25 protein-coding genes are annotated in these 25,477 nt (G+C 66.5%); 5 read left to right on the forward strand and 20 right to left on the reverse strand.

Going from position 1 to position 25,477, the window contains the following annotated elements:
* Positions 1–16 precede the first annotated feature (16 nt).
* Entirely contained in the window at positions 17–997 is a 981-nt protein-coding gene (locus QTH87_RS21365) for a tripartite tricarboxylate transporter substrate-binding protein (RefSeq protein WP_286612070.1), read from the forward strand.
* 211 nt (positions 998–1,208) lie between these two features.
* Here the strand turns inward: QTH87_RS21365 and QTH87_RS21370 are convergent, their stop codons facing one another.
* From QTH87_RS21370 to QTH87_RS21410, 9 genes are all read right to left on the reverse strand, one after another.
* Positions 1,209–1,583 (reverse strand): hypothetical protein, encoded by a 375-nt coding sequence (locus tag QTH87_RS21370; protein ID WP_286612071.1) that lies wholly within the window; start codon positions 1,581–1,583, stop codon positions 1,209–1,211.
* Positions 1,584–2,148: 565 nt separating this feature from the next.
* A complete protein-coding gene (locus QTH87_RS21375) occupies positions 2,149–2,382 on the reverse strand; it encodes a hypothetical protein (protein WP_286612072.1) in 234 nt (77 codons plus the stop codon).
* A 110-nt stretch (positions 2,383–2,492) separates the two neighbouring features.
* Positions 2,493–2,819: a hypothetical protein gene (locus QTH87_RS21380; protein ID WP_286612073.1), complete on the reverse strand. Its 327-nt coding sequence runs from the start codon at positions 2,817–2,819 to the stop codon at positions 2,493–2,495.
* Between the two features lie 233 nt (positions 2,820–3,052).
* On the reverse strand, positions 3,053–3,697 hold the full coding sequence (locus QTH87_RS21385) for a hypothetical protein (protein ID WP_286612074.1): 645 nt from the start codon (positions 3,695–3,697) through the stop codon (positions 3,053–3,055).
* Positions 3,698–3,844: 147 nt separating this feature from the next.
* On the reverse strand, positions 3,845–5,179 hold the full coding sequence (locus QTH87_RS21390; RefSeq protein ID WP_286612075.1) for a zinc ribbon domain-containing protein: 1,335 nt from the start codon (positions 5,177–5,179) through the stop codon (positions 3,845–3,847).
* Positions 5,180–5,347: 168 nt separating this feature from the next.
* Entirely contained in the window at positions 5,348–5,590 is a 243-nt protein-coding gene (locus QTH87_RS21395) for a hypothetical protein (protein ID WP_286612076.1), read from the reverse strand.
* A gap of 1,003 nt (positions 5,591–6,593) precedes the next feature.
* Positions 6,594–8,810, reverse strand: a complete 2,217-nt coding sequence (locus QTH87_RS21400) for an FG-GAP repeat protein (protein WP_286612077.1) — start codon at positions 8,808–8,810, stop codon at positions 6,594–6,596.
* 138 nt (positions 8,811–8,948) lie between these two features.
* Positions 8,949–9,293 (reverse strand): GNAT family N-acetyltransferase, encoded by a 345-nt coding sequence (locus tag QTH87_RS21405; RefSeq protein WP_286612078.1) that lies wholly within the window; start codon positions 9,291–9,293, stop codon positions 8,949–8,951.
* A gap of 175 nt (positions 9,294–9,468) precedes the next feature.
* Positions 9,469–9,891: a hypothetical protein gene (locus QTH87_RS21410; protein ID WP_286612079.1), complete on the reverse strand. Its 423-nt coding sequence runs from the start codon at positions 9,889–9,891 to the stop codon at positions 9,469–9,471.
* 213 nt (positions 9,892–10,104) lie between these two features.
* Between QTH87_RS21410 and QTH87_RS21415 the strand changes: the two genes are divergently transcribed.
* Positions 10,105–11,568 (forward strand): metal-dependent hydrolase family protein, encoded by a 1,464-nt coding sequence (locus QTH87_RS21415; RefSeq protein WP_286612080.1) that lies wholly within the window; start codon positions 10,105–10,107, stop codon positions 11,566–11,568.
* Positions 11,569–11,581: 13 nt separating this feature from the next.
* On the opposite strand, the gene QTH87_RS21420 is transcribed toward QTH87_RS21415, so the two are convergent.
* The 9 genes from QTH87_RS21420 to modA all read right to left on the reverse strand — a co-directional run bounded on the left by QTH87_RS21420 (position 11,582) and on the right by modA (position 20,748).
* Positions 11,582–11,965 (reverse strand): hypothetical protein, encoded by a 384-nt coding sequence (locus QTH87_RS21420; protein ID WP_286612081.1) that lies wholly within the window; start codon positions 11,963–11,965, stop codon positions 11,582–11,584.
* A 39-nt stretch (positions 11,966–12,004) separates the two neighbouring features.
* Entirely contained in the window at positions 12,005–15,124 is a 3,120-nt protein-coding gene (locus QTH87_RS21425; RefSeq protein ID WP_286612082.1) for an efflux RND transporter permease subunit, read from the reverse strand.
* Between the two features lie 12 nt (positions 15,125–15,136).
* A complete protein-coding gene (locus QTH87_RS21430; RefSeq protein WP_286612083.1) occupies positions 15,137–16,234 on the reverse strand; it encodes an efflux RND transporter periplasmic adaptor subunit in 1,098 nt (365 codons plus the stop codon).
* Positions 16,231–16,788 (reverse strand): hypothetical protein, encoded by a 558-nt coding sequence (locus tag QTH87_RS21435; protein ID WP_286612084.1) that lies wholly within the window; start codon positions 16,786–16,788, stop codon positions 16,231–16,233. The genes QTH87_RS21430 and QTH87_RS21435 overlap by 4 nt, the downstream gene beginning before the upstream one ends.
* Positions 16,789–16,810: 22 nt before the next feature.
* Positions 16,811–18,052, reverse strand: coding sequence for a TolC family protein (locus tag QTH87_RS21440; RefSeq protein ID WP_286612085.1), 1,242 nt, complete (start codon positions 18,050–18,052; stop codon positions 16,811–16,813).
* A gap of 106 nt (positions 18,053–18,158) precedes the next feature.
* A complete protein-coding gene (locus QTH87_RS21445) occupies positions 18,159–18,527 on the reverse strand; it encodes a cobalt-zinc-cadmium resistance protein (RefSeq protein ID WP_286612086.1) in 369 nt (122 codons plus the stop codon).
* Between the two features lie 80 nt (positions 18,528–18,607).
* Positions 18,608–19,297 (reverse strand): sulfate/molybdate ABC transporter ATP-binding protein, encoded by a 690-nt coding sequence (locus QTH87_RS21450; RefSeq protein ID WP_286612100.1) that lies wholly within the window; start codon positions 19,295–19,297, stop codon positions 18,608–18,610.
* 11 nt (positions 19,298–19,308) lie between these two features.
* Entirely contained in the window at positions 19,309–19,974 is a 666-nt protein-coding gene (modB, locus tag QTH87_RS21455) for a molybdate ABC transporter permease subunit (RefSeq protein ID WP_286612087.1), read from the reverse strand.
* An 18-nt stretch (positions 19,975–19,992) separates the two neighbouring features.
* Positions 19,993–20,748 (reverse strand): molybdate ABC transporter substrate-binding protein, encoded by a 756-nt coding sequence (gene modA, locus QTH87_RS21460; RefSeq protein ID WP_286612101.1) that lies wholly within the window; start codon positions 20,746–20,748, stop codon positions 19,993–19,995.
* A gap of 186 nt (positions 20,749–20,934) precedes the next feature.
* Between modA and QTH87_RS21465 the strand changes: the two genes are divergently transcribed.
* From QTH87_RS21465 to QTH87_RS21475, 3 genes are all read left to right on the forward strand, one after another.
* Positions 20,935–21,657, forward strand: a complete 723-nt coding sequence (locus tag QTH87_RS21465; protein WP_286612088.1) for a DUF3750 domain-containing protein — start codon at positions 20,935–20,937, stop codon at positions 21,655–21,657.
* 176 nt (positions 21,658–21,833) lie between these two features.
* The gene (locus QTH87_RS21470) at positions 21,834–22,649 is read left to right on the forward strand and encodes a uracil-DNA glycosylase family protein (RefSeq protein ID WP_286612089.1); all 816 of its coding nucleotides are present in this window, start codon (positions 21,834–21,836) and stop codon (positions 22,647–22,649) included.
* Entirely contained in the window at positions 22,646–24,439 is a 1,794-nt protein-coding gene (locus QTH87_RS21475; protein WP_286612090.1) for an amidohydrolase family protein, read from the forward strand. The genes QTH87_RS21470 and QTH87_RS21475 overlap by 4 nt, the downstream gene beginning before the upstream one ends.
* A gap of 41 nt (positions 24,440–24,480) precedes the next feature.
* Here QTH87_RS21475 and QTH87_RS21480 read toward each other — a convergent pair whose 3' ends face one another.
* A complete protein-coding gene (locus tag QTH87_RS21480; RefSeq protein WP_286612091.1) occupies positions 24,481–24,669 on the reverse strand; it encodes a hypothetical protein in 189 nt (62 codons plus the stop codon).
* A gap of 123 nt (positions 24,670–24,792) precedes the next feature.
* Positions 24,793–25,477 (reverse strand): molybdopterin dinucleotide binding domain-containing protein (locus tag QTH87_RS21485; RefSeq protein ID WP_286612092.1); only part of this gene is annotated, 685 nt, incomplete at its 5' end.

The following is a 25,477-nucleotide window of genomic DNA, read 5'->3' on the forward strand; positions in this document are numbered from 1 at the left end:
CCAACGGAGACATGACATGAAGATCGACATTCGGCGCATCGTCGCCGGCCTGGCCGTGGCCGGGTTCGCCACGCTCACCTGGGCGGACTTTCCCGACAAGCCGGTCACGCTGGTCGTGCCCTTCGCGGCCGGCGGGCCGACCGACAAGATCGCGCGCGACCTGGCCGAGGCGCTGCGCAAGCCGCTGGGCCAGACCGTGGTCATCGACAACACGATCGGCGCCGGGGGCACCATCGGTGCCGCCAAGGTGGCAAGGGCCGCACCCGACGGCTACACGCTGCTCGTGAGCCATATCGGCATGGCGACCGCCCCCGCGCTCTATCGCAAGCTGCCCTACAAGGTGCCGGAGGATTTCGAGACCCTGGGCCTCATCAACGAGGCACCCTCGGTGCTGATCGGCAAGCCGGACCTCGCCGCGAACAGCTTCGCGGAACTGCGCCAGTGGATTGCCGCCAGTGGGAGCAAGGTGAATCTCGCCAACGCAGGGCTGGGCTCGGCCTCGCACCTCTGCGGCCTGATGTTCCAGAGTGCGCTCAAGACCCCGATGACGCCGGTCCCGTACAAGGGCACCGCACCCGCCATGACCGACCTCATCGGAGGCCAGGTCGACGTGATGTGCGAACAGGCCGTGAACGCCGTGCCGCAGATCGAGGGAAAGAAGGTCAAGGTCTACGGCATCACGAGCCTGCAGCGGTTGCCGCTCGCCTCGCTGAAGGATACGCCGACGCTCTCGGAGTCCGGCCTGAAGGACTTCAACGTGCAGGTATGGCACGGCCTCTACGCGCCGCGCGGCACGCCCCCTGCAGTGCTGGCGAAACTCAACGCCGCGTTGCGCACGGCCTTGAAGGACCCCGAGCTGATCAAGCGCGAAGAGGCGCTGGGGCTCACAGTGGTCAGCGACGAACGGCTCGAACCCGCCGGCCATCGCAGGTTCGTCGAGGCCGAGAAGCTTCGGTGGGCGAAGGTGATCAAGGACGCGGGGGAATACGCCGACTGAATGCCCGCGGTGCGGCGCAGCGCGTCTCGGTCCGGGTCAGCGGGGTCGTCACGATGGGGCCGCATGACCGGGGCTGACCTGAGCGGGAGCGCATGGGGCATGGACTGTTTTCGGGTGGCGCGATTCCTTGGGTTGAATGTCGCGAATGGGGCCCAAGCAGACGGTCGCTTATGCCTGAGGCGGACGTTGAGGTAGCTGAACCCGGTCGGCTTTAGGCCTGTGCATACGTCGCGCCATGCCCGACTTCGGGGCGGAAGACCACCTCGAAGCACTCGCCGTCCCAGCGAGTCACCCGGCCGACCATGTTCGGCCGCGCCGAAAACTTGCCAGCGCCGTGGCGAATGCCCAGCCGGGCAACTTTTACTCCAGCGTTCAGTTCGTCCACCCAACAGCGAGATGTCGCGTGGGTGCTCAGGCCGTTCCACTCGCTGACCTTCGAGCGGTGTACCAATGAATCGCCCTCCGCCGTCAACTCCTCGTGCTTGAAAACCATCACGGTCGATCCGTCCGGGCAACGCCCAATGCAGTAGTAGACCGAGACGCGTGGCAGCGCTTTGTAGCTGTCGAAGACTTCGAAGAGCTTCATGATGACTCCCAGGGGGTGTGGAGCGCTGGTGAGCAACGAAGTCGCCGGAGGCCAGCGAGCAGGTTCTGGCCGGATGTGGCCAAGCGACGAATCGGGGCGAGTGCACTCGAGCTACAGACCATGATCGAAATGCTTGACCCAAACCTCAGAGACCGTCTCGCCGTTGAGACGAAGGATGACGCGTAGCTCGCTGTATCCGAGGAAGTATTCGCTTTCTCGCCTGGAGGCAAAGATCCTCCGAGGCGAGTAATCGATGTGTTGGAAGCCATCAGAGGTCAACTTGGCTATCGCACCTTGCGCAGCGTCTCCAACCGCAAAGCGGTTCTGAATGTACTCAGCTCGCGCTCGGCCAGAAAGGTACTCGTTCGCGCCGACAACCACCAAGAACACGGCACCGCAGCTTAGGACGATCGATCGCATTTTCATTGTTTGGCCTTTCCGGTCGACGCCGAAGGAAGGGGCGACGCACCAGAGGATCGTGACGATCGACCGTGAAGTCGGCATGAAGCGTAGACGAAGTCTTCGAGCGGAGCACCTCTTATTGGAGGAGTTGGTCAAGTCGATGCTAAGAAGACTGGTACAGCGCGACGGCAATATATGCCGCGATCAAGGCCAGCGCACCAACTTGTGCGCCGCGAAGCACGACTTTGCTCGTCAGTTTCTCTCTTAGCGGATGCTGTTGCGGAAGCATCCATTTCAACGCCCATGCTCCAACATACAAAAGCACGAACAACACAGCGCAAGCCGCGAAAAAGATGAGCTGGGCACCAGTCTTGGCGCTTAGATTTGTGAGGTTCATCGACTATCCCGGTTTGACGCCCAGTCGTGGCCCGAAGGTCGAGAGCGCCTGCTCTCGGTGACGTATTCATGAGCTTGAAGCAAACGCCCCCTCTTGGCCGGTTTGCCTCTCTAGTGGAAAAACGAGATGGCCTTGAAGAGCACACCGGCAAGAATGATGCCGCCGCAGAAGATGACAGCGAACTTTCCGCCCCAACCTGGAGCCCGCCAGAGCAGGCCGAACGACGACCAAGGGTTTAGTCGGGGCGCGCCGGGTGCCTGCTTCCGGGGCAGGTGTTTGGCTTCGATCAAGGCAACCACCCCAATGCCAGCAAAGAAAAGCGCGAAGCCCAGCGACATCAACGCGGATTTGTACGCGCCACGCTGCGACATACCGACAGCTGCTACGGTGAACAACAGGACAACCGCAGCAACCAGCAACCTAGTAAACCAGCTCACTCAATCTCCTATGGACCTGCCCCAGCAAGTCGAATATCCGCGGCTGACCGCATGGTGCGCTCACTTTTGTGAGCGCGCACGCGCTCCCAACGGTCGTTTTGTGAGGCAGCGACGATGGACCGGTCTTGGCCGCTTCCCGCCCCACCGCAAGCGTACGCGCTTCCTGGCAAAGCAATCACAAGGGGGCACGAACGGAAGCACACCATTCACTTTTGATTGACCAGCTCCGTGCGTCATAACCTACTGGGCGGCGCGGAGGGCTCACGAAACGTGACGGGTCGAGAAAACAGCCACGCGTCGAGAAAGAGCCGGACGATCAGCGGGAATCCACCCAGTACAACCCCGGCCGAGAACGGCACCACAAAAGAGATGAAGCCGTAGCACAAAGTCCGCTCTTGAGTACAGCCAGACGCCCATGAGACGTCACCAGGAATCATCACAAATACGGCCAGCATCGCGATCATGAATGGAGGTCCGACCACACCGATCAGCCAATACATGCGAAGTGGATGTGGCCCTGTTGCCACGTGTCTGCGATAGAGGTATCGATAGTTGAACGCCGATTGGCATACGAAGACGGCTGCGATGAACGCTGCCGCCGCAAGGACCAGACAATTGACTAGCAAGGCAACCTGTGGAATCGGCGTGGCGTCGGCATGAGCCGACACGTGTGGAATCGAACCCTTGAACCAGTTCGTGAAAGCATGCAGAAATGTTGACTGATCCAAGACGTTCTTGGGGGCGAAAAAAAGCGCAGCCACAGGTACGGCTGCTGGCAGCAGGACCAAGGGGCTCAGGCTGCCAAGCCATGAGAACGGTCTGATGGGCGGGTAGTCCGCTGGATCAAGTGTGTCTCGCATGTCGGTGAGTTTGACCATTTCGCGCCGTACGCCCACGCTCCTGTTGACGATGTTGTAAGTCGGTGCCGAAGGTCCGCTTGTGGCCGCATCCTGCCCTAACTTAGTGGTCGTGGTCGCACTTCATCGAGCTTGCCCGAAAGTCGACCATCGCAGACGTCTCTTCGTTCAAGCCACGACCGCCCAAACACCCCAGGCAACCACTGCAACGATGATTCCCAAAGCTGGGATCCGTCCGAATCTCCGATCGACGAAGAACGTCATCGCAACAACGCCGTAAGCGCACGCCAGCATGAGAGCGCCCTTGGCGGTAGCAAACCACTGAGAAAAAGCCAGTAGCGACAAGCCGAGGACCACACCCGTTCCTGCCAGCCACCATCTGGTCGTGAGTCCTCGAGACCCGTCCCATGCACTCAGCGATATGACCAAGACGACGGGCCCGGCGAACCTCGCCCAGCCGTGCCGCCAAGGCACCATTTCGCGGGATGTCGACGTACGCCCGAAGCTGATCACCAAGACCTCGCCCACCGTCATGGCCTGATAGAGCGCACTGATCAATGAAATGATTGCGGGCAGGACCATGAACAGCCCAATACCGAAGCCCAATGCGATGTAGCGTCGAACCTCCTCGGTCGGCCCATGTTCGGTTGGCCCACGTCGCACGAAGCGCAGCGGGTCTTCGCGCAGGATCTCCTCCGACAAAAAGATGAATCCCTTGGGCGGCGCATCCACGACGACCCCGAGTCCTTGGAGGTTCTTTTGCTCTGAATCTTTCTCAGAGCAAACCACTTCGCTCACCCGGCCAAGGACCTTGCCGCGCTCGATCTTGACCCAGTCGCCCTCCCTCACGCTCGAACCGTCGGCGTATGTCGGCTGTGCCGGAGCTTGCAAGATGCGATGGCACTCATCGACTTCATGCGCCGAGAGCGCTGCGACCTTCCATGCGGCCTGATCGCCAAACGTTGCGCCGCAAGCTGGACATGCTTCGGACGACATTGCTACTACCGAACCGCAACTCGGGCATCTGCCGTGCGCCATTTTCATGGTGCCATCTGCTTCGAGCGAAGCCGCTCTCAACTTCTTGAGCGTCAACGTCGAGTCGGCCGCATCACTCTCGAAGTCCGGCAACATGGCCATCGACGCCCCACAGATGAACCCGGCTATCGTCCCCACTCTTCTCAGATCGCTCAGACTTGACCCCGGCTCCGTCGTCATTCCCCTCCAGACCGCGAAGATGATCTCCACAGCTACGTACCCGGCGATGCCGCCGATGACGCAACTGACGAGGAAGCCAAGCTTGGACGATCTCCCTGATGCTCTCAGATATGCCAAGCCGAGCCCAACGTAGACCAAACCCGCAATGGCAGCAACTGGCGCGAAAACATAGGACAGCGGCAAGACAAGAAGTTGTGCCGGGTCGAAGTGCCTTCCGGCCACGAGGAACACGTAGCCGATCGGAGGACCTACAAACGCGAAGAGGAGAGGCGCTAGGGCGATGGGCATGGTCGGCACATGAAAACCCGTAGTTCATTCGCGCGCCTGGGCGATGGCGCTGCCGATGAACGAGGTCTCTTCACCCGATTGTTGACCGCAGCTCGGTCAGTGCGCACGCGCTTACAAGGCCTTCGTTGCGAGGACGCGTCGAACGTCCGCAAAAGGCTGCGTTCCGACCTATGCAGCCAGCGCCCAGAAAACGCCTGTCAGCAACAGCCCATAGAACGCTACACCGATCAGCGTGAGGCCGGCGACCGTAATCACACGGCGACCTTCGCGGACGAACGAGAGTGCACCTGCAGCTGAGTAGGTTTGAGCCTCGGTGCTCGCCAAGCCCTCTCCGCGCCACCTCCCCAGTGAAAGCAAGTGCACGAGCACCTTGCCGGTCAGTACCAACGGAATTTCGAGAAGCGCATCCATTGGCGGTCGGGGGTTGAACGTTCTGGCCGATGGGCGTCGTCCGTCTTCGATGCGCTAGCCAGCAAGTTCAAGCGACGGTTCGCGTGGCAATCAAGGGTTCAGTGGGGTCAGCTCAATGGCTTTTCCAGCGGATATACCCTCCGCAATGACCGACGCGTTTGACCGCATCCAAGCCTGGAACTGCTGAGCGCTTTCTGATTGGTCCGCTCTTGGCGCCGCCGCGGGAACATATGCCCACATGTGCAGATAGTTGCCTATGTCGTACTTAATGACCGATCCTCGGAAAAGTTGCTCGGGTAGGTCAATGTCATGATGGGACAACCACTCTTTTGCGTCTCGGTACTCTGGTGACGCGTTTCCCCAGCTTGCAGTGCGAACCGGACGAGTGACGGCCACGCACGATGGCATGAACATTCGCGTGCTCAGGTCTTCCTTGAACACTGCATCCTTTAAAGGAGGCGCATTGCAAGGATCATCCCACCACTGCTGCCTCCCCGGGCTGCGTTCGGCGAGCGAACTAAGGTGAATCAAACCCGTAAGTCGCCTGTCCTCAAGTCGGACAAAGACAGCTTTTTGAAACTTGAAAACCAGCGGCTTCGAGCCGCCAGTCTCAGTTCGAGTAGTCGTCGTCAAGCCTCCCGTCGTCCACTGGCCCGGAGGAAGGCGAACAGTGTAGGTTCCCAGATTCACGGCCCCATCTTGCACGGGCCGACCAATCTCAAGAGCGGAAAACTCCGTAGCCTCGGAAACGCGCAAAGCGGAGAGCAGGATGGCGACGGTGAGCCATGATGACGTCACGGGCCGAATGGTTGTCCTCGAGAACGCGGATCGACGCAGCATCAAAGCTCCTCATTTCCGGCCGCAGATCATGCCGAACGACCGCATGCTAGCGATTCTTGTTCGTGATCTCGCGAGTACGCAATTGTTCCAGACGCCGCTTTCGACCGTCCGCTTTTGGCCGGAAGACGCCTGTCAGCGACGCGAGCCGTCCGGCCAGCAGTCGCTAGTACAGATAGACAGCTCCGCGGTTGGTAGCACTGTTGTCGGCTTGGTCGCCCCCGATGCCTGAAGCCGAACTGGCTTCCGCGGTGGCGCCGATGGCGATGGTCCCGCCATCTGCTGACATTGCAAGATCCCTCCCGAACAAGTCGTTCGCCTCGGTATTGCTGGCCTTCAGATAGCGCGCATGCACGAACTGACCGTCTGTGAGTCGGTACAGGTGCGCCGCTCCGGAATTAAAGGCGGGGCCCTGCGTCGTCACGGCGTCGATGCCTGTGCCAGCGCTCGAGTCACCGGGGGCTCCGATCGCCAGAACGTCGCCGACTGTGTTGAGTGCTAGGCCAAAGCCGCCGAAATACATGTTTGCCACGATCTGGGGCGCGTGGATGGTTTGAACGAGCGCATAGGTGCCTGCAGTGCGGCGGTACACATAGGCTGCGCCTGCGCGTGTGATGCTCCCCACGTCATGGTTGCGCGCGCCGATGACGACAGTGCTGCCGTCTGCCGAGATGGCAGTGGCTGACCCGAACAACTCACCTCCGACGGGCGAGGGAGCCTTGAGGTAGGCGCGCTTTGTCCAGGTGGCAGTGCCCGCGTCGTAGGCGTAGACGAATGCCGCGCCTGCATCTCGCGCGCTGGCGTCGGTTTCGTCCGTGGTCGACGCGCTGCCCTCGTACTGCGCGCCCACGACGATCGTCGCCCCATCGGCGGAGATCTTGGCGTAAACGCCGAAGAGCTCGCCGCTCCGGGGGTTGTCAGGCGTGATGGTCGCCTCTCGCGACCACGTGCCGCTGGTCTTGCGGTACACGTGGAATCTGCCGGCATGGCTGCCGAGGATGCCGTACTCTCCAACCACCGCGACCGTGCCGTCGCTGGAGATCCCGAGATAGTCGCCGAAATTTCCGCCCCTGCGCGGGGATGGCGGATCCCACACGTCGGTTTGAGTCCATCCACCTGGCGCCTTCGTGAAGACCTGTACTTGTCCCTGGTCGCCCAAGGCACCGTCGTAGCCGAACATGCCTACCAACATCGTGCCGTCATTTGAGAAGGCGGCGCGCGGATAGCTGGCGGCTTCCATACTGATCGTTTGCGCCCATTGCCATTGGCCTGCGCTGAGCGCGTAGAGCTGCAAGCTGCCCTGAGTGCCGACAGCCAACATCCTGCCGTCCGGGGATAGGCCTGTGGTCGCACCGAAAAGGTTGTCGACGGTTCCTGGCTTGAAGTAGCCGATCGCGCGATTGGCATCCGGCGTGGCCGGCAGTGACCATCCGCTGCATCCATTCGCATTGCAGGCCTGCAGGGCGTAGCGCCAGGCCGCTTGCGACCGGGTCAGCGCGATGTCCTGCAGCGCATAGGTCGTGCTGGCGAGGTTGTCGGCGACCAGGGTGAAGCTGCCGCTTGCGCTGGGATCTTCGCCGAGACGATAGTAGGTGGCGTGGTCGCTGGTCGGCCAGTTGAAGAGGAACGCCCTGGGGGCATAGCCCACGGCGGGCGCGGAAGGAATCAGCGGCGGAAGCGACGCGGGGTCCGCGCTGCAATGCGCCATGATCGAGGTAACGGCCGCACTGATGCTGCCGCTGGTTCCGGTCAGTACGCAAGTCTGCCCGTCCGGCTGCGTGTGCACGGTCACGTTGTAGGCAGCACCCAGTGGAAGCGATTGCGCGAACGCGAAGCTGCCATTGGCCGTGAGGGTCAACGCATCGCCTGCGTTGTTTCTCAGCCCCAGCGTGCCGCCAGAAAGGCCCGTGAGCGTGCCCCCGACCGGGTACGTCACCGCCGAACAAACCACACGCACGTCCCCGACCGTGATCGCGGCCGTTCCCTGGCCCGCGCTCACAGCGCATATCAGGCCCAACGGTTGCTGAGCGATGGTCACCGCATAGGGGTTGCCGGCCGTCACCGGATCGACGAAGCGAAAGGCACCGTCGGCACTGAGCGTGAGGTCGTCCTTGCCGTTGTTGCGCAGCACCAGCGTGCCGGTCAGGCCTGAGACGCTGCCGCCGATGGTGAAGCTGGGAGTCGGCGCGGCCGGTCCAGGCGCATCTGGTGGCGGCACGGGAGCCAGCGGCGCCTCAGGCGCCGGCGTGGCAGCTTGAGGTGCACTGGGAAACAGGGGGATGCCGCTGGCACCACCGCCACCGCCACCGCCACCGCCACCGCCACATGCTGAAAGGATCGCTGCAACCAGGCACATTTCGAAGCCTGCAATGAAGCGGCGCAAGTTGGCTATTTGAATCAAGCTGACACCTCGCAGTACTGTTACGAGATGTTAGCAATAGCTCGCGTGCTGCCTATCCCCGAAAACCGTTAGATTGCGCGGAGCAACGCCCGTGAAGTCACCAGACTGGGTGGTCGAGCATCACAGCGGGCAAGTCTGCGAACCAGCGCCTGTTCCAACGAACAAGCCGCAAGTGCCAACGAACCTGTGGTCGCGATTGCGCACGATCGCCCATGTGACGCCCGACACCGCTGGCTTCCGCCAGCCCGCAAAAATCGTCACCATTGCCTCTGCTTGCTTCAGGCTGGTGATGGAATCCGAACCGAGCCAGCGCATAGCCTCGCGGTCGCCATGAGTTGCGAGCAAAGCGGGCGCATCCGACATGACAATCTCGCGCAGCGTCAACCGACCGGTCGCCAAACGCGGGAAAAGCGCGTCAGGCGCCTGAACATTTGGCAGCTTCTGCCACAGACGGATTGCCCTCATGCATACGACGGACCGCTCCTTCAATGCTGCGGAACCTTGAATCGATACCAATATCGGCTCTGATAGAACTGGACCGAGGTCTCTCACGTCGGGTGTTGGTCGAATCTCGCCTGATGTGCGCGGGAGTCACTTGCGATCATCGTCCCCAGGCGATGTTGTGCGCTCGCCTGCCCCGTCACTCTGCAAAGAACGACGTCGCATGGCGAACGGCCAACTGGAACGCCGAATAGATCAGCAGATCACGGCCCGACACCGCAACGCTTCGGTCATAGCAGCCAGAACCCAATCTCTCGCTCATGCGGATCAGGCCGGAGTCCTCCGGGCGTACCTGGCTCTGTTCGACGCACCAGGCTTGCTGGTGTGGATTCGACGCCGGAATCGACATCTTGAGCGCCGGGGATTCAGCTGCCAGCGTCCTGTCGAGGGTCGTCCAGCCGGGCCCCAGGACATCTCGCTTGTCCGGTCGTTGGCCTGCCTCCGGGGATGCAACGCCGATCGGCGCGTCGATGGCGCCGTGCGCAGCGGCCGCCTCACGCTCTTGGCCCACGGCAGAAGTCGTCATTCCGATGAGGGCCGCGCAAAGCAGAAAGTCGTTCATCCGCATCGAAGGTCTCCGGGTGAATCCCGACTCGAGGTCGGTGTCCGGGCGATTGTTGCTGGAATCGCGTCAGTACGCACGCGCTTCGGCAGCTTGGCTTCGAACGAGAACGACGGGGCGGCATCTGACAGGTTGAATTGGCAGGGCGGGCCCGCGACGGCACACTATCTGCCTGCGCTGCACGCCCTGCGCGCCCTACTCCCGGAGTCTTTCATGTACGCCTGCGAAACGATGGCCAATGGCCCTGAAGAAGTGAGGCGCGCCATCTGCCTCTGCCACCGTCCCGAGATCGCGCGCCTCGGCCAGCGCCTCGGCACCGAGCTCTCGAGGCGCGGCTTCGTGGCCGGTGTCGCCGCCTCGCTCGCCGCGCTCGGGCTCGCGTTCCCGGCCCGCGCACAACCCGCGGGCGCAGCGCCCGCGCAGCCGATCCTGCTCACCAACTTCCGCCTTTACGACGGCCGCCGCGCCACGCTGCGCGACGGGCTGCACCTGGTGGTCGAGGGCAACCGGATCCGCTCGCTCGGCAGCGGCGCACCGCAGGCGCCCGAAGGCGCGCAGACCATCGATTGCGGTGGCCGGGTCGTCATGCCGGGGCTGATCGACGCCCACTGGCATTCGCTGTTCGCGGGCCTGCCGTTGCCGGTGCTGCTGCAGGGCAACCTCGGCTACATCCACCTCGCGGCCGCCGGCGAGGCGCAGCGCACGCTGCTGCGCGGCTTCACCACCGTGCGCGATCTCGGCGGGCCGGCATTCGCCTTCAAGCAGGCGATCGACGAAGGAATGATCCCGGGGCCGCGCATCTATCCCTCGGGCGCCATGATCACGGGCAGCGGCGGCCACGGCGACATGCGCCCGCTGACCGATCTGCCGCGCAGCCCGGGCACGCCGAGCGCCGTCGAGCGCACCGGTGCCGCAGCCATCGTCGACGGGCCCGACGAGATCCGGCTGCGGGTGCGCGAGCAGCTCACGCAGGGCGCATCGCAGATCAAGCTGGTGGGCGGTGGCGGCGTCTCGTCGCCGCGCAGCCCGCTCGACCTGACGACGCTGTCCGAGGCCGAGCTGCGCGCCGGTGTCGATGTCGCGCGCGACTGGAACACCTATGTCACGGTGCACGCCTATTCGCCCGCCACCGTGCAGCGCGCGATCGCGGCCGGCGCGCGCTGCGTCGAACACGCACACCTGATGGACGAGACCACCGCGAAGATGTTCGCCGACAAGGGCGTCTGGCTCAGCACGCAGCCTTTCCTGTCCGAAGAGGACACGGGACCGATGAGCGGGCCGAACCGGGTCGCGGCCTTGCAGGTGTTCGCCGGCACCGACAACACCTACCGGCTGGCGCGCAAGCACGGCATCAAGACCGCCTGGGGTTCCGACATGCTGTTCTCGCCCGCGCTGGCAGTGCGCCAGGGCACGATGCTGACGCATCTCGCGCGCTGGTATTCCAACGCCGAGATCCTCGCCATGGCCACCTCGGGCAATGCCGAGCTGCTGGGCCTCGCGGGCCCGCGCAATCCCTATCCGGGCAAGCTCGGCGTGATCGAGGAAGGTGCCTATGCCGACCTGCTTCTGGTGGACGGCAATCCGCTCGACAACATCGCGCTGCTGGCCAGCCCCGACAGCAGCCTGCTGATCGTCATGAAGGACGGCCGCATCCACAAGAACACGCTCAAGGGCTGAGCGCGGCCGATCTCTACTTGAGCGTGAAGCGCGCCGTGCCCAGCGTCTTGCCGGCGTTGCTCACCACCGCCACCACCTTGGTGCCGGCAGTCACCTTAAAGCTGCCCCTGGCCTCGAGCCGGTCGCCGGCCGGCTTCAACTCGACCTCGGTCTTGTCGCTGCCCGCGAGCAGCGTGAGCCTGGCCGCTGCTTTCGACGTGTCCATCGGCTTGCCGTGGTCGCTCAGGTAGAGCTGCAAGGTATCGGCCTTGGCAACCAGTTCGTAGTCGGCCTCCTTGCCCGCGGCCACCACACCGCCATGCCTCGGCGCATGGTCGTCGTGGTCGTGGTTGCCGGCCGCCAGAGCCGTGCCGCCGATGGCCAATGTCAGGACGGCGATCAGTGCTTGCTTCTTCATGCTGAGAATCCTTTGATGCTGGGTTTGTGAAGGAAGAAACTAGAGCGCTTCCTGCCCCTCGGCCTGCGCCAGCCGATCGGCGGCGCGGCGGCCGAAAAGCCAGAACAGCGCGGGCGTGAGAAAGGTATCGAGCAGGGTCGAGCTGATGAGCCCCGAGAAGATCACGACCGCCACCGGGTGCAGCACCTCGGTGCCGGGCTGTTCGGCTTCGAACAGCAGCGGCGCGAGCGCAAAGGCTGTCACGAGCGCCGTCATGAGCACCGGCGCCAGCCGTTCGAGCGAGCCGCGCACGATCATCTGCCGTCCGAAGAGTTCGCCCTCGAAGCGCATGAGGTTGATGTAGTGGCTGACCTTCAGAATGCCGTTTCGCACCGAGATGCCCGCCAGCGTGATGAAGCCGACCAGAGCCGCCACAGAGAGCGGCTGGCCCGACAGCCACAGCCCGGCCACCGCGCCCACGAGCGCGAGCGGGATGTTGGCCATGATGAGCCACGAGAGCGTTGCCGACCGGTAGCGGCTGTAGAGCACGACGAACATCAGCGCGAGCGACACCAGCGACAGCAGGCCGACCAGCCGCGAGGCTTCTTCCTGCGCCTGGAACTGGCCACCGAGCGTGATGAAGTAGCCCTCGGGCAGCGGCGTATCGGCAACCACGGCGCGCATGTCGGCCACGATGTCGGACAGCGCCCTCCCCTCGGCATTCGCCGAAAGCACGATGCGGCGCTTGCCGTCGTCGCGGCTGATCTGGTTAGGACCGTCGCTTTCCTCGATCGTGGCCAGCTTCGAGAGCGGCACGCGGCCGGAGGGCGTCTCGATCAGGATGTGCTGCAGGCCATCGGCCGAGCGCGCCGATTCGGGCAGCTTCACGACCAGCGCGAAACGCCGGCCGCCTTCGACGATCTGCGTGATCTTCTCGCCCTCGACCAGGCCCTGCAGCGCGCTCAGTACCTGCGGCGCCGGCACGCCATATTGCGCCGCGGCCGCGTAGTCGATGCGCACCTTGATCTGCGGCGCCAGCACCTGCTTCTCGATCTCGAGGTCGGCGATGCCAGGAATGGCCGCCAGCCGGCCGCGCAACAGGTCGGCCTGTCCGCGCAGCGTGTCGAGGTCCTCGCCGAAGAGCTTGATGGCGATCTGCGACCGCACGCCCGAGAGCATGTGGTCGATGCGGTGCGAGATCGGCTGGCCGATCGAAACCGCCGCCGGCAGGTTGACGAGGCGACCCCGGATGTCGGCCGAGATCTGCGCCATCGAGCGCCCCAGTTCGGCGGTCGGCTTCAGGCCGACGTCGAGCTCGCTCACGTGCACGCCCTCGGCATGCTCGTCGAGCTCGGCACGTCCGCTGCGGCGGCCGACGTGCGTCACTTCGGGCACCTGCTTGACCAGCAGCTCCGCCTGCCGCGCCAGCGCTGCGGATTCGGCGAGCGTGACACCCGGGTTGAGCCGCAGCCCGATCAGGAGCGTGCCCTCGTTGAAGGGCGGCAGGAAGGTGGTCGGGAAGAAGGGCACCGCGACCAGCGCGACCAGCACCGCCGCGCCACCGGCCGCAACCGCGCGCCTCGGGTGCTCGAGCACCGCCTGCAGCCCGTTCGCATAGCGCGCCTTGAGCCAGGCCAGCAACCGGGTGTCGCCATGGTCCAGCGATTTCATGCCGGGCAGCAGGTAGTACGAGAGCACCGGCGTGACGGTCACCGACACCACGAGGCTCGCGAGCGTCGAGACGATGAAGGCGATGCCCAGCGGCACGAACAGCTTGCCCTCCATGCCCGGCAGCGCGAAGAGCGGCACGAACACCAGCACGATGATCAGCGTCGCGTAGAGGATGGACGAACGCACCTCCATGGTCGCGCGCGCGATCACTTCGAGCGGATCGAGCCGATGCCCGGGATCGCGGGCGCGGTCCTCGCGCAGGCGGCGGATCGAGTTCTCGATGCCTACCACCGCGTCGTCGACCAGGCCGCCGACCGCGACCGCAAGGCCGCCCAGCGTCATGGTGTTGATCGACAGGCCGAAGTAGCGAAACACCAGCGCCGACATCAGGATCGACACCGGGATCGCCGTGAGCGCGATCACCGTGGGCCGCAACGTGCCCAGGAACAGGAACAGCACCAGCGCCACGAACACCGAGGCGCCCACCAGCTTCCAGCGCAGGTTGTCGACCGAGGCCTCGATGAAGCTGGCCTGGCGGAAGGTCACGCGAGGCGCATCCATGCCGGCCGGCAGCGACTTCCTCATGCCCTCCATCGCAGCCTCGATGGAACGCGTGAGCGAAATGGTGTCGGCGGTCGGCTGCTTCTGGATACCGAGGATGACGGCGGGCTTGCCTTCGAAGCCCGCATCGCCGCGCTTGAGTGCGGCGGCGAAGCTCACCTTCGCGACCTGCCGAAGGAGGATGGGCTGACCGTTGCGGGTGGCGAGCGCGAGATTCTCGAGATCCTCGAGCCTCGAGGTCCGCCCCAGGTGGCGAATCAGGTATTCGCGTCCGTTGAGCTCGAGGAAGCCGCCCGACGTGTTGGCCGAATAGCCCTTGAGCGCGGCCGCGAGTTGGTCGTGCGTGATGCCGAGCTCGGACATCCGCGTGGTGTCGGGCTGCACCTGGAACTGCCGCACCTCCCCGCCGATGGGGATCACCTGCGCCACGCCGGGAATCGCCATCAGGCGCGGTCGCAGGATCCAGTCGGCGTATTCGCGCACCGCCATCGGCGAGATCTTCCCGGTATCGACCGGGATCGCGATCTGCATGATCTCGCCCATGATCGAGCTGATCGGCCCCATCCGCGGCACCACGCCCTCGGCCAGGCCTTCCTCCATCGATGAAAGCCGTTCCGACACCATCTGGCGGGCGCGGAAGATGTCGGTCTCCCAGCCGAAGGTCACATAGAGGAACGAAAGGCCCGCCGACGAGACCGAACGCACGGTCTCCACGCCGGGCAACCCGTTCATCGTCGTCTCGAGCGGGAAGGTGATGAGCTGCTCGACCTCCTCGGCCGCCATGCCGCCGGCTTCGGTGATCAGCGTGACCGTCGGCTTGTCGAGGTCGGGAAAGACGTCGACCGGCGTGCGAGACAGGGTCCATGCACCGTAGGCCATCAGCACCACGCTCGCGATGAGCACCAGCAATCGATTGGACAGGCTGCTGTCCAGGAGCCACTTGAACATTCGCGGCTCCCCTCAGCGGACCTGATTGACGAGGGTGGCGCCCTGCGTCACGAAGCGATCGCCCTGCCGGAGGCCGGAGGTCACCGCCACCGACACGCCGTCGAGCGGCTCGACGGTCACGATGCGCGGCTCGAAGGCCTCGGCCGCCGTCTTGGCCCACACGATGGTCTGGTTGGAAGGGTTCTTCATGAGCGATGCCGCCGGCACCGCGATGCCCTGCAGCTTCGACCGCGTCTGCACATGCACCTTGACCGGTTGCCCCACGGCCAGCTTCGACAGCGCGCCGCCCTTGGCCGCGAAATGGAGCGTCAGCGCCTGCTCGCGCAGCGTGCGGCCGGCGCCGAGGAAGCGAAGCGCCACGCGCTCTTCGCCGACCGCGAGCGTCGCGCCGCCCACGTCGGCGCCGAGCGCCGCATCGAAGCTCAGGGCCTCGATGCCGAGCCGTTGCGGGTCGACCACCTCGTAGACCAGTTCCCGCGCATCGACCACCTGGCCCGCCACCACGTGGGCCGAGGCGATGACACCGGCAACCGGTGCCACCAGTGCCTCGCGCTCGGTGAGCCCGAGGTTCACGGCGCCGGCGCGCGCACCGAGGCTCGCGAGTTCGGCTTCGGCGGCTTCGATCTCCTTTTGCGGGACCGTGTCCGAGAGCGCCTTGAGCCGGGCCACGCGCCGCTCGGCCAGCGCCCCGGCGCTGCGCAGTTCGGCGAGCTGGGCAGACTGCACCGAGCGTTCGAGTGCCGCGGTCGACGGCCGCACGTAGGCCAGGATCTCGCCCTTGCGGACCGGCTGGCCGACGTTCGGCAGGCCGTTCGGCCCGGGCTCCACGCGACCCGCAGTGGTCGGCTGCACCTTGCCGCCCGCGTTCGGGTCCATCACGACCCTGCCCGCAAGCTCGACCGTGCGCGCCAGTTCCTCGCTCTTCGCCACGGCCGTCCGCACGGCGAGCTGGCGTTGCGCCGCCTTCGGAAGAAAGACGCTGCCGTCGGGTTGGCGGCTGGGGCCGTTCGAGTTCGGCACCGCGCCCGAATCGCCGTGGTCATGGCCCTCGCCAGCCCATGCCGGCAGGCCGAGACCGATGAGAGCGGCCAGCAGAAGCTTTGCGATCATGCCGTGCCTCCTGCGCGACGAGTGCCCGCAGCGCGCCGGCCGATCCATGCCAGCGCCGCGAGCGCGACGGCTGCAGCCGCTGTCCATGCGGCGTAGGAACGCCAGCCGCGGCCCTCTGCGCTCGCCGCTGTTGCGGCCGCCGGCACGACGAAGTCGCCCGCCAGGATGTCCGACTCGCTGCCTGCGACCACAGTCGCAGTGACCGCGACGACGCCCGGCTGCAGCGCGTGCGCGAGCTTGCCCTCGAATTCGCCTTCCGCGCTGCGCGCCAGCGCCACCTTGGCGCCGCCGAGCTCGAGCTCCACGTTCGCGTCCTTGACGGGCGCGTTGTCGTCAAAGCGATCGAGGTAGACCGTCAGATGCGTGCCGCTCACGACGCCCACGAGCTCGAAGGCTTCGGAGACGGCCGAGAAGCGCGGCAACGCCGATCCGCCTGCTGCGACGGGTGCGCTGTCATGGCCGTGCCCGTCGTCGGCGATCGCGGGCCGCGCGACCAGGGCAGTCAGGAGCGCCAGCAGGCCCAGGGCCGCCAGCGTCGTGTTCGATTTGTTCATGATTGGTTCCTTGTCTGTCTGCTCACTCGGGCAACAGCCCGAGCGACTGGCGCCATTGCGAGACCGCGGCCGCGTGCTCGATCCGGCTGCGCGTTGCCTGCCGTTCGGCATCGTTCGCTTCCTGTTCCACGCGAAGACGGGTGGGGAGGTCGGTCTCGCCGAGGCGAAAGCTCTTCTCGAAGAAGCCGCGCGACTCGGTGGCCAGCCGGCTGCGACGATCGGCCGCGGCGACGACGGCAGCGAGCGCCTGAACGCGCTGCTGCACGGCCCGCACCTCGGTGTCCGCGCGCGCCTGCTCGATCAGCAACTGGGTCTCGGCTTCCACCTGCTCGGCCCCGGCGGTGGCAATGCGAGCGTCGCTGCGGCTCTGCCGTCCGAGCGGGATGCGCACCGCCACGCTCAGCACGTCGGCATAGCGCTCGTTGAAATCGGCGCGCTCGCGCGTCGCGCCCACGATCAGCTCGGGATTGGCGCGGGTCTGCGCGCCGGCCAGTTCGAGCTGGCGCTTCGCGACATCGGCGCGTGCCGCCAGGTCGCGCAGGGCGGGATGCGAGGCATCAACCGGCATCGCTGCAGCAGGCGCCGGTTCCGCATCGAGGTCTTCGCGGGGCGGCGGCGCCGTTCCGGTCAAGGCGGTCCAGCGCTGATCGGCCTGTGCCAGCGCCGCACCGGACTCGGCCAGCGCACTGTCGGCGGCGGCCTCTGCGGCCTCGGCCAGGTGGCTGTCCGCGCGGGCCAGGTCGCCCGCCTTCACGCGGCGCGCAACGTCCGCCGCCAGCTGCCGCGCATGAGTCAGCCGCTGTTCGGCGAGCGAGCGGTCCAGGCGCGCGCGCTGCTGCGCCCAGTAGGCTTCGCGCACTTCAGCCGCCAGCCGCCATTGCGCGGCTGCCAGACGGGCCTCGACCGCGCCGGCGTCGGCACCGGCCACCGCGAGCGAGCGGGCACGCTCGTCCGGCAGCCAGATCGGCACGCCCACGCGGGCCTCGTACTCGCGCGCGCCGGTGTTGTTCGTCATGCGGTCGCCCTTGGCGGTGAGCTCGAGCGCGGCGGGTTCAGGCGTCCAGCGTTGCGCCGCGCGCTCGGCCGCCGCGGCCGCATCTCGCCGCAGTGCCGCGCCGCGGTATTCGGGCTGGCGTGCCCACGCAGCCTCGAAGCCCTGCCTGATGGCGGTGTTGCCCGCCGCTCGGGTCTGCGCTGGCGCGGGCAGGGTCACGGCCAGTGCAAGCAGCAGCGCACCGGGAATGTCCCAGCGTCTTGATTTCATTAGATGGTCTCGTCGCGATGGCAGGCGCACGGGCCCGCCGATTCATGAACCCGACGAGGGGGGCGCGCGGAATGCGCGCCGAAGGAAGAACCGCCTCGTCAGCCTGTCAGCTGACGAAGGGCGACGGCGGCCTGAGAAGCGTGTCGACGAAGCGATCGGGCACTGCCGATGCGTACGGCGAGAGAGCCGCGGAGCCGATCCAAAGCGCCGGCACGCTGCTCGAAGCACGCGCCGCCACGGTCGTCATGCCATGACAGGCACCGCAGTCGGGATGCTCGGCGAGCGAACCGTTGCCCGCCTCGACGTCGGCCCGATCGGCCGGATCCGCCGCATCGGCTGCGGCCTTCTGGTGCGCATGGTCGTGGTGCCCGAAATGCGCGCCCTGTGTCTCGTGCGCGCAGACGCTCGCCGCCGACGCCCAGGCCCATTGGACCGGGAGTACGACCATCAGCAGGATCAAAAGCAGGCGACGCATGAGTGGCGGCAGTCTAGCAAGGCGCACATGGGCCTTCGCGATTCAGGGACATGGACGCGAACCGCCCAACGCGTTGCAGCTCACCAGTCCCCGCTCGCCGCCTCGCGCTCGACGATGCGGCCGTCCTCGATGCAGATGACCTCCTGCGCCAGCGCCTCGACATCCTGGGGATCGTGGGTCACGAGCAGCACGGGCACCTGCACGCGCTCGAGCATCTCGGCCAGTTCGCGCCGAAGTCGCTTGCGAAGTGGCGCGTCCAGCGCGGACAACGGTTCGTCGAGCAGCAGCAGTCTCGGTTGGATCGCGAGTGCGCGCGCGAGCGCCACGCGCTGGCGCTGCCCGCCCGAGAGATTGCGCGGCAGCGCACTGCGCAGCGCCTCGAGTTCGAACTGGCGGATCAATCCATCGATGCGCTCGCGTTGCGCGTCCTCCATGCGTCGGCCGAGGCGCTGTACGCCGAACTGCAGGTTCTCCGCCACCGTCATGTGCGGGAACAACGCGTAGTCCTGGAACACCACGCCCACCCTGCGCGCACGCGCAGGCAGGTCGATGCCCCGCGCGGTGTCGAGCAACGCCTCGGCACCGACACGCACATGCCCCCGCGCGCCCGGCATCAGGCCCGCAATGGCCTGCAGCACGGTCGACTTGCCGGAGCCCGAAGGCCCCACCAGCGCGATTCGGCGGGACGCCGAAGCGAACGAGGCAGCCAGCACGAAGCTGCGATCGGGCGAATCGAGCGTGAGCTGAAGCCGCACATCGAGCAGAGCCATCTGCATGCCGTTCAGTGCCTCGCCTGCAGCAGGCGGCCCGAGCCCACCAGCACCACGATGCAAACCGCAGAGATCACGAGCGTGAGCCACAGCGCCTGCGTGTCGTTGCCGGCCTGCACCGCCTCGTACACCGCGATCGACAGCGTCTGCGTCTTTCCCGGCAGATTGCCGGCGATCATCAACGTGGCACCGAACTCGCCCATTGCCCGCGCGAAGGCCAGCATCACGCCGGCCGCGATTCCGCGGATGGCCAGCGGCAGCGAGACGCGCAGGAACAGCTCGAGTTCGCCGGCGCCCAGCGTCCTCGCCGCATGGGCGAAGCGGCCGTCGACCTCTTCGAAGGCGGCCCTCGCGCCCTTGTAGACCAGCGGCAGCGAGACGATCGCGGCCGCGATGACCGCGCCCTGCCAGGTGAAGATCAGGTTGATGCCGAACCAACGGTCGAGGTACTGGCCGATGACGCCGTTGCGGCCCACCAGCACGATCAGGTAGTAGCCGATGACGGTCGGCGGCAGCACCATGGGCAGCAGAAGCATCGAGTCGACGATGCTCCGGCCCGGGAAGTCGCGCCGGGCCACCAGCCAGCCCAGCATGATGCCGGCGGCGCCGGCGAACAAGGTGGCGAAGAGCGCGACCTTGAGCGTGAGCCAGAGCGGAACGAACAGGGCGGCGTTCACGGATTCTCGATCGGGCCGTCAGGGCTTGGAGAAGCCGTAGCGCTCAAGGATCTGCTGGCCCGGCGCGCTGCGCACGAAGGCGATGAACTCGGTGGCCAGCGCCGGGTTCTTGCTGCTGGCGATCTGCGCGATCGGATAGGTCACGGGCGTGGTAGTCGGCACGGTCATCGCGATGCGTGTCTTGTCGGCCTCGATCAGCGCATCGGTGCGGTAGACGAATCCCGCATCGACCTCGCCGCGCGCGACGTAGTTGAGCACCTGGCGAACGCTCTCGCCGTAGATCCAGCGCGGCTGCAGCGCGGCCGTCAGCCCGACCTTCTCGATCGCTTCCATCGTGTAGCGACCGACCGGCACGGTGGCGGGCGTGCCGGTCGAGATGCGCTGAAAGCCACTGCCGGTGAGGTCGGCGAGCTGGGTGGGCTTCTGGGTGGAAGTCGACGGAACGATCAGCACCAGCGTGTTGGCGGCGAAATCGACACGCGTCGGCACCGCGATCAGGTTGGCGGCGGCCGCGCGATTCATGGTGTCCTGGTCGGCCGAGGCGAAGACATCGACCGGCGCGCCCTGCTGAATCTGCGCCAGCAACGGGCCGGAAGCGGCGAAGTTGAAGGTGATCTTCGCGCCGGGCCTGGCCTGCTCGAAAGCCTTTCCGGCGGCCTGGAATGCATTCGTGAGGCTGGCCGCCGCCGAGACGACGAGCTCCTGCGCGCTCGCTGCAGTGCTCGAAAGAACGAGTGCCGCTACCAGGGCCGCACTGCGCAGGCGCATCGACATTCTCATTTTCGGTTCCATTTCGCTATTCATTTCAGGAATAGCGATGATATCAACAGGCCCGAGACGCGTGCGGGTGCTCGCCGCCATGCGTGTCCATGCCCGCGGCATACTGGCGCGATGTCCAACGACGCTTCTTCGCCCTCGGTCCGCAGGCGCTGGCCGCGATGGTCGCGCTGGCCACTGAGATTGCTGGGCCTTCTCGCGTTGCTGATGCTCGGCCCGGTCGGTGTGCTGGCCTTCGGCAACCTGGACCTCGACACCCCGTGGCACATGACGAGCCGCGCAAGCACCGGGCAGGCGCCCAACCCGGCGGTCGAACACGGTGCGGTGGTGCAGGTCTACGGCGCCCGCATCGTGCGATGGCGCGGCGCCTTCGGCATCCATCCCTGGATCGCGGTCAAGCGCGCTGGCGCAGAGCGCTACACGACCTACCACATCGTCGGCTGGCGAGCCCGCAACGGCGGCGATGCGCTGGTCAGCAGTGAAACGGAAGCACCGGACATGCAATGGTTCGGCGCTCATCCGCAGCTGCTCGCGGACCACCGGGGAGCCCATGCGGAAGCACTGATCGATCAGATCGAAGCCGCAGTACAGGCCTACCCCTGGCGAGCGTCCTACCGCCTGTGGCCCGGCCCCAACAGCAACACCTTCGTCGCCTGGGTGGCCCGACAGGTGCCCGAACTGCGCCTCGACCTGCCGCCTACCGCCATCGGCAAGGACTATCTCGGATCGACCACCTTCATCGACCACGCACCGAGCGGCACCGGCTGGCAGCTGTCGTTGCTGGGCCTGGCGGGCGTGACCGTTGCGCGCGACGAAGGCCTGGAACTGAATCTGCTGGGCCTGGGTTTCGGCGTCGACGTCGACGACATGGCGCTGAGGTTGCCGGGCTTCGGCCGGCTGCCCTGACGCGGAGGTGTCGCGTCGTCGGCGCTACCCGGCCGGACGGCGATACGTCTCCCAACCGTCGGCTTCTACCCGGCCAGCGGCCGCCTCGACCGAAAGGCAGATTGCCGCTCTCCGATGCGACCGCTACGCTCGTCGCGACCGACTGCATCCACGCGCGGTCGACAGGAGGGATGCCGATGCCGCAACCGTTCGATCCCGGGTATGTCGCCGAGCCCTTCCTGACGCTCTGTTCGGACTACCCCGGCGCCGATGTCTACCCGAGCCAGGAGTTCAGGGTCGAGTGGGGACCGATCTTCCACCGCGGTCGGCTCGATGGCTCGGCGCGCGTGCTGGTGCTGGGGCAGGACCCGGCACAGCACGAGACCATCGTGCGCCGCATCCTCGTCGGCGAGGCCGGACGCAGGGTGCAGGGGCTGCTCGCCAGGCTCGGCATCACGACCAGCTACGTGTTCGTCAATACCTACCTCTACAGCGTGTACGGCAGCGTCAAGGCCGCGACGCGACGGCATCCCGCGCTGGTCGACTACCGCAACCGCTGGCTGCAGGCGCTGCTGGTCGGCCAGCAGGTCGAGGCCGTCATCGCGCTGGGGCAGGCGGCCGACGGTGCCTGGGCCGCATGGAAGGCCACGCCCCAGGGGCAGGCAACGAAGCCGGCCTACGCCGCCGTGACGCATCCGACGCAGCCCGAGAGTTCGGCCGGCGGCGACCGCACCAGGCTCGCGCTGGCGACGGCCCGCATGCTGCGCAACTGGAACGCCGCCTTGCAGGCCTTGCACCCCGGGCTGACGCATCCCGACGCCCCGGTGCCGCTCGCGCTCTACGGCGATGCATGGGCCGAGGGCGACCGGCTGCCGATCCCCGCGATCGACTACCCGGCCGGCCTGCCGGCATGGATGCGCGACAACGACGGCTGGGCTGCGCGCAAGGGCGCGGACGAAACCGCCAAGCGCCGCAACATCACGCTCACGGTGAGCAAGGGGGTGGTGGCATGACGGCCCGCAAGCGCAGCTGGTATCCGCTCGCGGGCAGCACCGTCGCGGGCACCAAGCGAGGCGCCGCGCCCAGGGCATCTCGCGCCGTCGCCAGGGGGCCGGTGCCGATCGATCCGCTCTCGAGCCCCCGGCTCGCGATCTCGGGCCGCGTCGTGACGATGAACGACGCCTTCGACGTCATCGAGGATGGCGTGGTCTACATGGCCGACGGTTGCATCGCCGCAGTCCGCCGCAAGCGGGACAAGGCACCGGACGGCTTCGAGGGCGTCGCTGTCGTGGCCACGCGCGGCACCCTCTATCCGGGCCTGATCGAGCTGCACAACCACCTGAGCTACAACGCCCTGCCGCTGTGGAGCCCGGTGCCGAAGCTCTACGAGCATCGCGGCCAGTGGCCCCAGCATCCCGACTACCGCAAGCTCATCAGCGGACCGATGACCGTCATCGGCCAGCACCGCGACGCGCAAGGCCAGGCTGCACTGCTCGCACCGCTCGTGCGCTACGTCGAATGCAAGTGCCTGCTGGGCGGCGTCACCACCAGCCAGGGCATCATGCTCAACAGCAACGCCGGCGTGCAGCGCTACTACCGCGGCATCCTGCGCAACGTCGAGAACACGGACGACCCCGCGCTGTCGGAAGCGCAGGCGCGCATCGCCGACGTGGACGCCAGGGACGCACGCGCCTTCCTCGCGCGCCTGAACAAGGAGGACAGCTGCTTCCTGCTGCACCTGAGCGAAGGCGTGACCCCCACCGGCGCCACGACCTCGCAGGCGCGCAAGCACTTCCTCGCGCTCGAGGTGGCGCCCGGCGAGTGGGCCATCAACGACCGGCTCGCGGCCATCCACTCCGCGGGCCTGACGGCTGATGATTTCCGCGTGCTGGGCGACAACGGCGGCTCGATGATCTGGTCGCCGCTCAGCAACCTGCTGCTGTACGGCGCGACCGCGCGGGTGGACGCGGCTCGGGCCGCCAATGTGCGCATCGGCATCGGCAGCGACTGGTCGCCCTCGGGCAGCAAGAACCTGCTCGGCGAACTCAAGGTCGCCTGGCTCTATTCGAAGCACCTCCTGGACGGGGCCTTCAGCGCGCGCGACCTGGTCGCCATGGCCACGCGCGATGCGGCGGCCATCCTCAAGTGGGAAGGCGCACTGGGTTCGCTGGAAGCCGGCAAGCGCGCCGACCTGCTGGTCGTCGGCGGAACCGCAGGCGACCCTTACGAAGCGCTCGTCAAGGCGCGCGAGACATCGATCAACCTCGTGATGATCAACGGCATCGCGCGCTACGGACTGCCGGCCACCATGAAGGCGCTGGGTGCCAGCGGCGAATCGTTCAAGGTCGGCGGCAAGACGCGCACCCTCTTCCTCGAGCAGGCCACCGGCGACCCCGACGTGGCGAAGCTCTCGCTCTCGGCGGCAAGGACCGCGCTGAAGAATGCCTTCAGGCAGCTGCCGGACCTGGCGCGCGCCATCGAAGAGCCCCCGGCCATGCCGGCGGCACGCGCCGCGCGGCCTGCCATCGATGCGCCGCAGCCGCTGGTGTGGACACTGGCGCTCGACGAGATCGCGAACACCGGCATGGACCAGCGCCCTCGCCTGCCCTTCGACGGACCGCGGGATTTCACCGGCCCGTCGATGCAGCCGGCAAGCCTGGGGGCGCCCCGGCTGTCGAGCATCCTTGCGGCGGTGGAACTCGATCCGCTGACCGTGGCCGATGACCGGAACTTCCTCGCACGGATTGCCGCAGAGCCGAACGTGCCGCAAGCGATTCGCAAGGGACTGGCTTCGCTGTACTGAGGAGAAGGTCGGCGAACGAAGAAGTGCGTGAAGGCGTTGCGCTATCGCGCCGAACTCACCGCCGTCACGTCGGCACCAACCGGCCGGGCCAGCGCCCCGCTGCTCGCGCTGATGGCGGTCGCGGCCTCGACCAGGCGCAATTCGCCCTGGGCGGCCTCACCGCCGACGATGCCCGCCGCAGAGACCAGCGTCACTGCGCCGGCCAGTATGAAGTTCCATGTCGTGTTCATTTTCAAGCCTCTGGCCTCGAGTGTGAGGCCGATCGGCGGTGTCGAAACGGCACAAAGGGAACAGCAGTGTTCGTCGCCGGGAAACAATCCGGCCTTCTGCGGTCGAGAGCTTCCGACGGTTTCTCAGGCCGCAGAGGCCGATCGCTTCAGCCGCACCGGGACCGACTTGTACGAGGGCGTGCCGCTGCGAGGATCGCGGTGCCCCAGCCGCACGAGCAGGTTGGCCTCGGGGTAGTAGGCGCCTGCCGAGCCCCTGGGGATGTCGTAGGCCACGGCGGTCAGCCGCCTGAGCACGGCGGCCGGCCCGGGTGCCTCGCCGTCGAAGGGCACGGCCTCGAGATCGACGCGCTCGCCGGGCGCGATGCCACGCTCGGCCAGGTCCTCGGCATTGAGGAAGACCACGTCGCGTCCGCCGAAGATGCCGCGGTAGCGATCGTCGAAGCCGTAGATGGTGGTGTTGTACTGGTCATGGCTGCGCAGCGTGGTCAGCGTGAGCACCTCGGGGTCTGCGGCCCGCGGGTCCTCGGCGATGCCGGGCATGACGATGAACTGCGCCTTGCCCGAGGGCGTGCGCCAGATGCGCTCGGTCGGCCCGATCGGCAGCCGGAAGCCACCGGGCTGCGCGATGCGCTGGTTGTAGTTCTCGAAGCTGGGCAGCACGCGCTCGATGTCGTCGCGGATGCGGCCGTAGTCGCCCACCAGGCCGTCCCAGTCGACGCCGTGGCGGCCCGCGAGCGTCGCCTTGGCGATGCCGGCGACGATCGCGGGCTCGGAGCGCACCTCGTCGGAAGGCGGCGGCAGCCGGCCC

The organism is Variovorax jilinensis (assembly GCF_030316885.1).
Lineage (GTDB): Bacteria > Pseudomonadota > Gammaproteobacteria > Burkholderiales > Burkholderiaceae_C > Variovorax > Variovorax jilinensis.

Excerpts from the sequence above, each read along its gene's own strand:
- QTH87_RS21445 (WP_286612086.1), bottom strand. The coding sequence starts at position 18,527 with ATGCGTCGCCTGCTTTTGATCCTGCTGATGGTCGTACTCCCGGTCCAA.
- QTH87_RS21405 (WP_286612078.1), bottom strand. The coding sequence starts at position 9,293 with ATGAGGGCAATCCGTCTGTGGCAGAAGCTGCCAAATGTTCAGGCGCCT.
- QTH87_RS21365 (WP_286612070.1), top strand. The coding sequence starts at position 17 with ATGAAGATCGACATTCGGCGCATCGTCGCCGGCCTGGCCGTGGCCGGG.
- QTH87_RS21390 (WP_286612075.1), bottom strand. The coding sequence starts at position 5,179 with ATGCCCATCGCCCTAGCGCCTCTCCTCTTCGCGTTTGTAGGTCCTCCG.
- QTH87_RS21475 (WP_286612090.1), top strand. The coding sequence starts at position 22,646 with ATGACGGCCCGCAAGCGCAGCTGGTATCCGCTCGCGGGCAGCACCGTC.
- QTH87_RS21425 (WP_286612082.1), bottom strand. The coding sequence starts at position 15,124 with ATGTTCAAGTGGCTCCTGGACAGCAGCCTGTCCAATCGATTGCTGGTG.
- QTH87_RS21430 (WP_286612083.1), bottom strand. The coding sequence starts at position 16,234 with ATGATCGCAAAGCTTCTGCTGGCCGCTCTCATCGGTCTCGGCCTGCCG.
- QTH87_RS21375 (WP_286612072.1), bottom strand. The coding sequence starts at position 2,382 with ATGAACCTCACAAATCTAAGCGCCAAGACTGGTGCCCAGCTCATCTTT.
- QTH87_RS21440 (WP_286612085.1), bottom strand. The coding sequence starts at position 18,052 with ATGAAATCAAGACGCTGGGACATTCCCGGTGCGCTGCTGCTTGCACTG.
- QTH87_RS21415 (WP_286612080.1), top strand. The coding sequence starts at position 10,105 with ATGTACGCCTGCGAAACGATGGCCAATGGCCCTGAAGAAGTGAGGCGC.
- QTH87_RS21385 (WP_286612074.1), bottom strand. The coding sequence starts at position 3,697 with ATGGTCAAACTCACCGACATGCGAGACACACTTGATCCAGCGGACTAC.
- modA (WP_286612101.1), bottom strand. The coding sequence starts at position 20,748 with ATGTCGATGCGCCTGCGCAGTGCGGCCCTGGTAGCGGCACTCGTTCTT.
- QTH87_RS21420 (WP_286612081.1), bottom strand. The coding sequence starts at position 11,965 with ATGAAGAAGCAAGCACTGATCGCCGTCCTGACATTGGCCATCGGCGGC.
- QTH87_RS21410 (WP_286612079.1), bottom strand. The coding sequence starts at position 9,891 with ATGAACGACTTTCTGCTTTGCGCGGCCCTCATCGGAATGACGACTTCT.
- QTH87_RS21395 (WP_286612076.1), bottom strand. The coding sequence starts at position 5,590 with ATGGATGCGCTTCTCGAAATTCCGTTGGTACTGACCGGCAAGGTGCTC.
- QTH87_RS21470 (WP_286612089.1), top strand. The coding sequence starts at position 21,834 with ATGCCGCAACCGTTCGATCCCGGGTATGTCGCCGAGCCCTTCCTGACG.
- QTH87_RS21435 (WP_286612084.1), bottom strand. The coding sequence starts at position 16,788 with ATGAACAAATCGAACACGACGCTGGCGGCCCTGGGCCTGCTGGCGCTC.
- QTH87_RS21450 (WP_286612100.1), bottom strand. The coding sequence starts at position 19,297 with ATGGCTCTGCTCGATGTGCGGCTTCAGCTCACGCTCGATTCGCCCGAT.
- QTH87_RS21480 (WP_286612091.1), bottom strand. The coding sequence starts at position 24,669 with ATGAACACGACATGGAACTTCATACTGGCCGGCGCAGTGACGCTGGTC.
- QTH87_RS21370 (WP_286612071.1), bottom strand. The coding sequence starts at position 1,583 with ATGAAGCTCTTCGAAGTCTTCGACAGCTACAAAGCGCTGCCACGCGTC.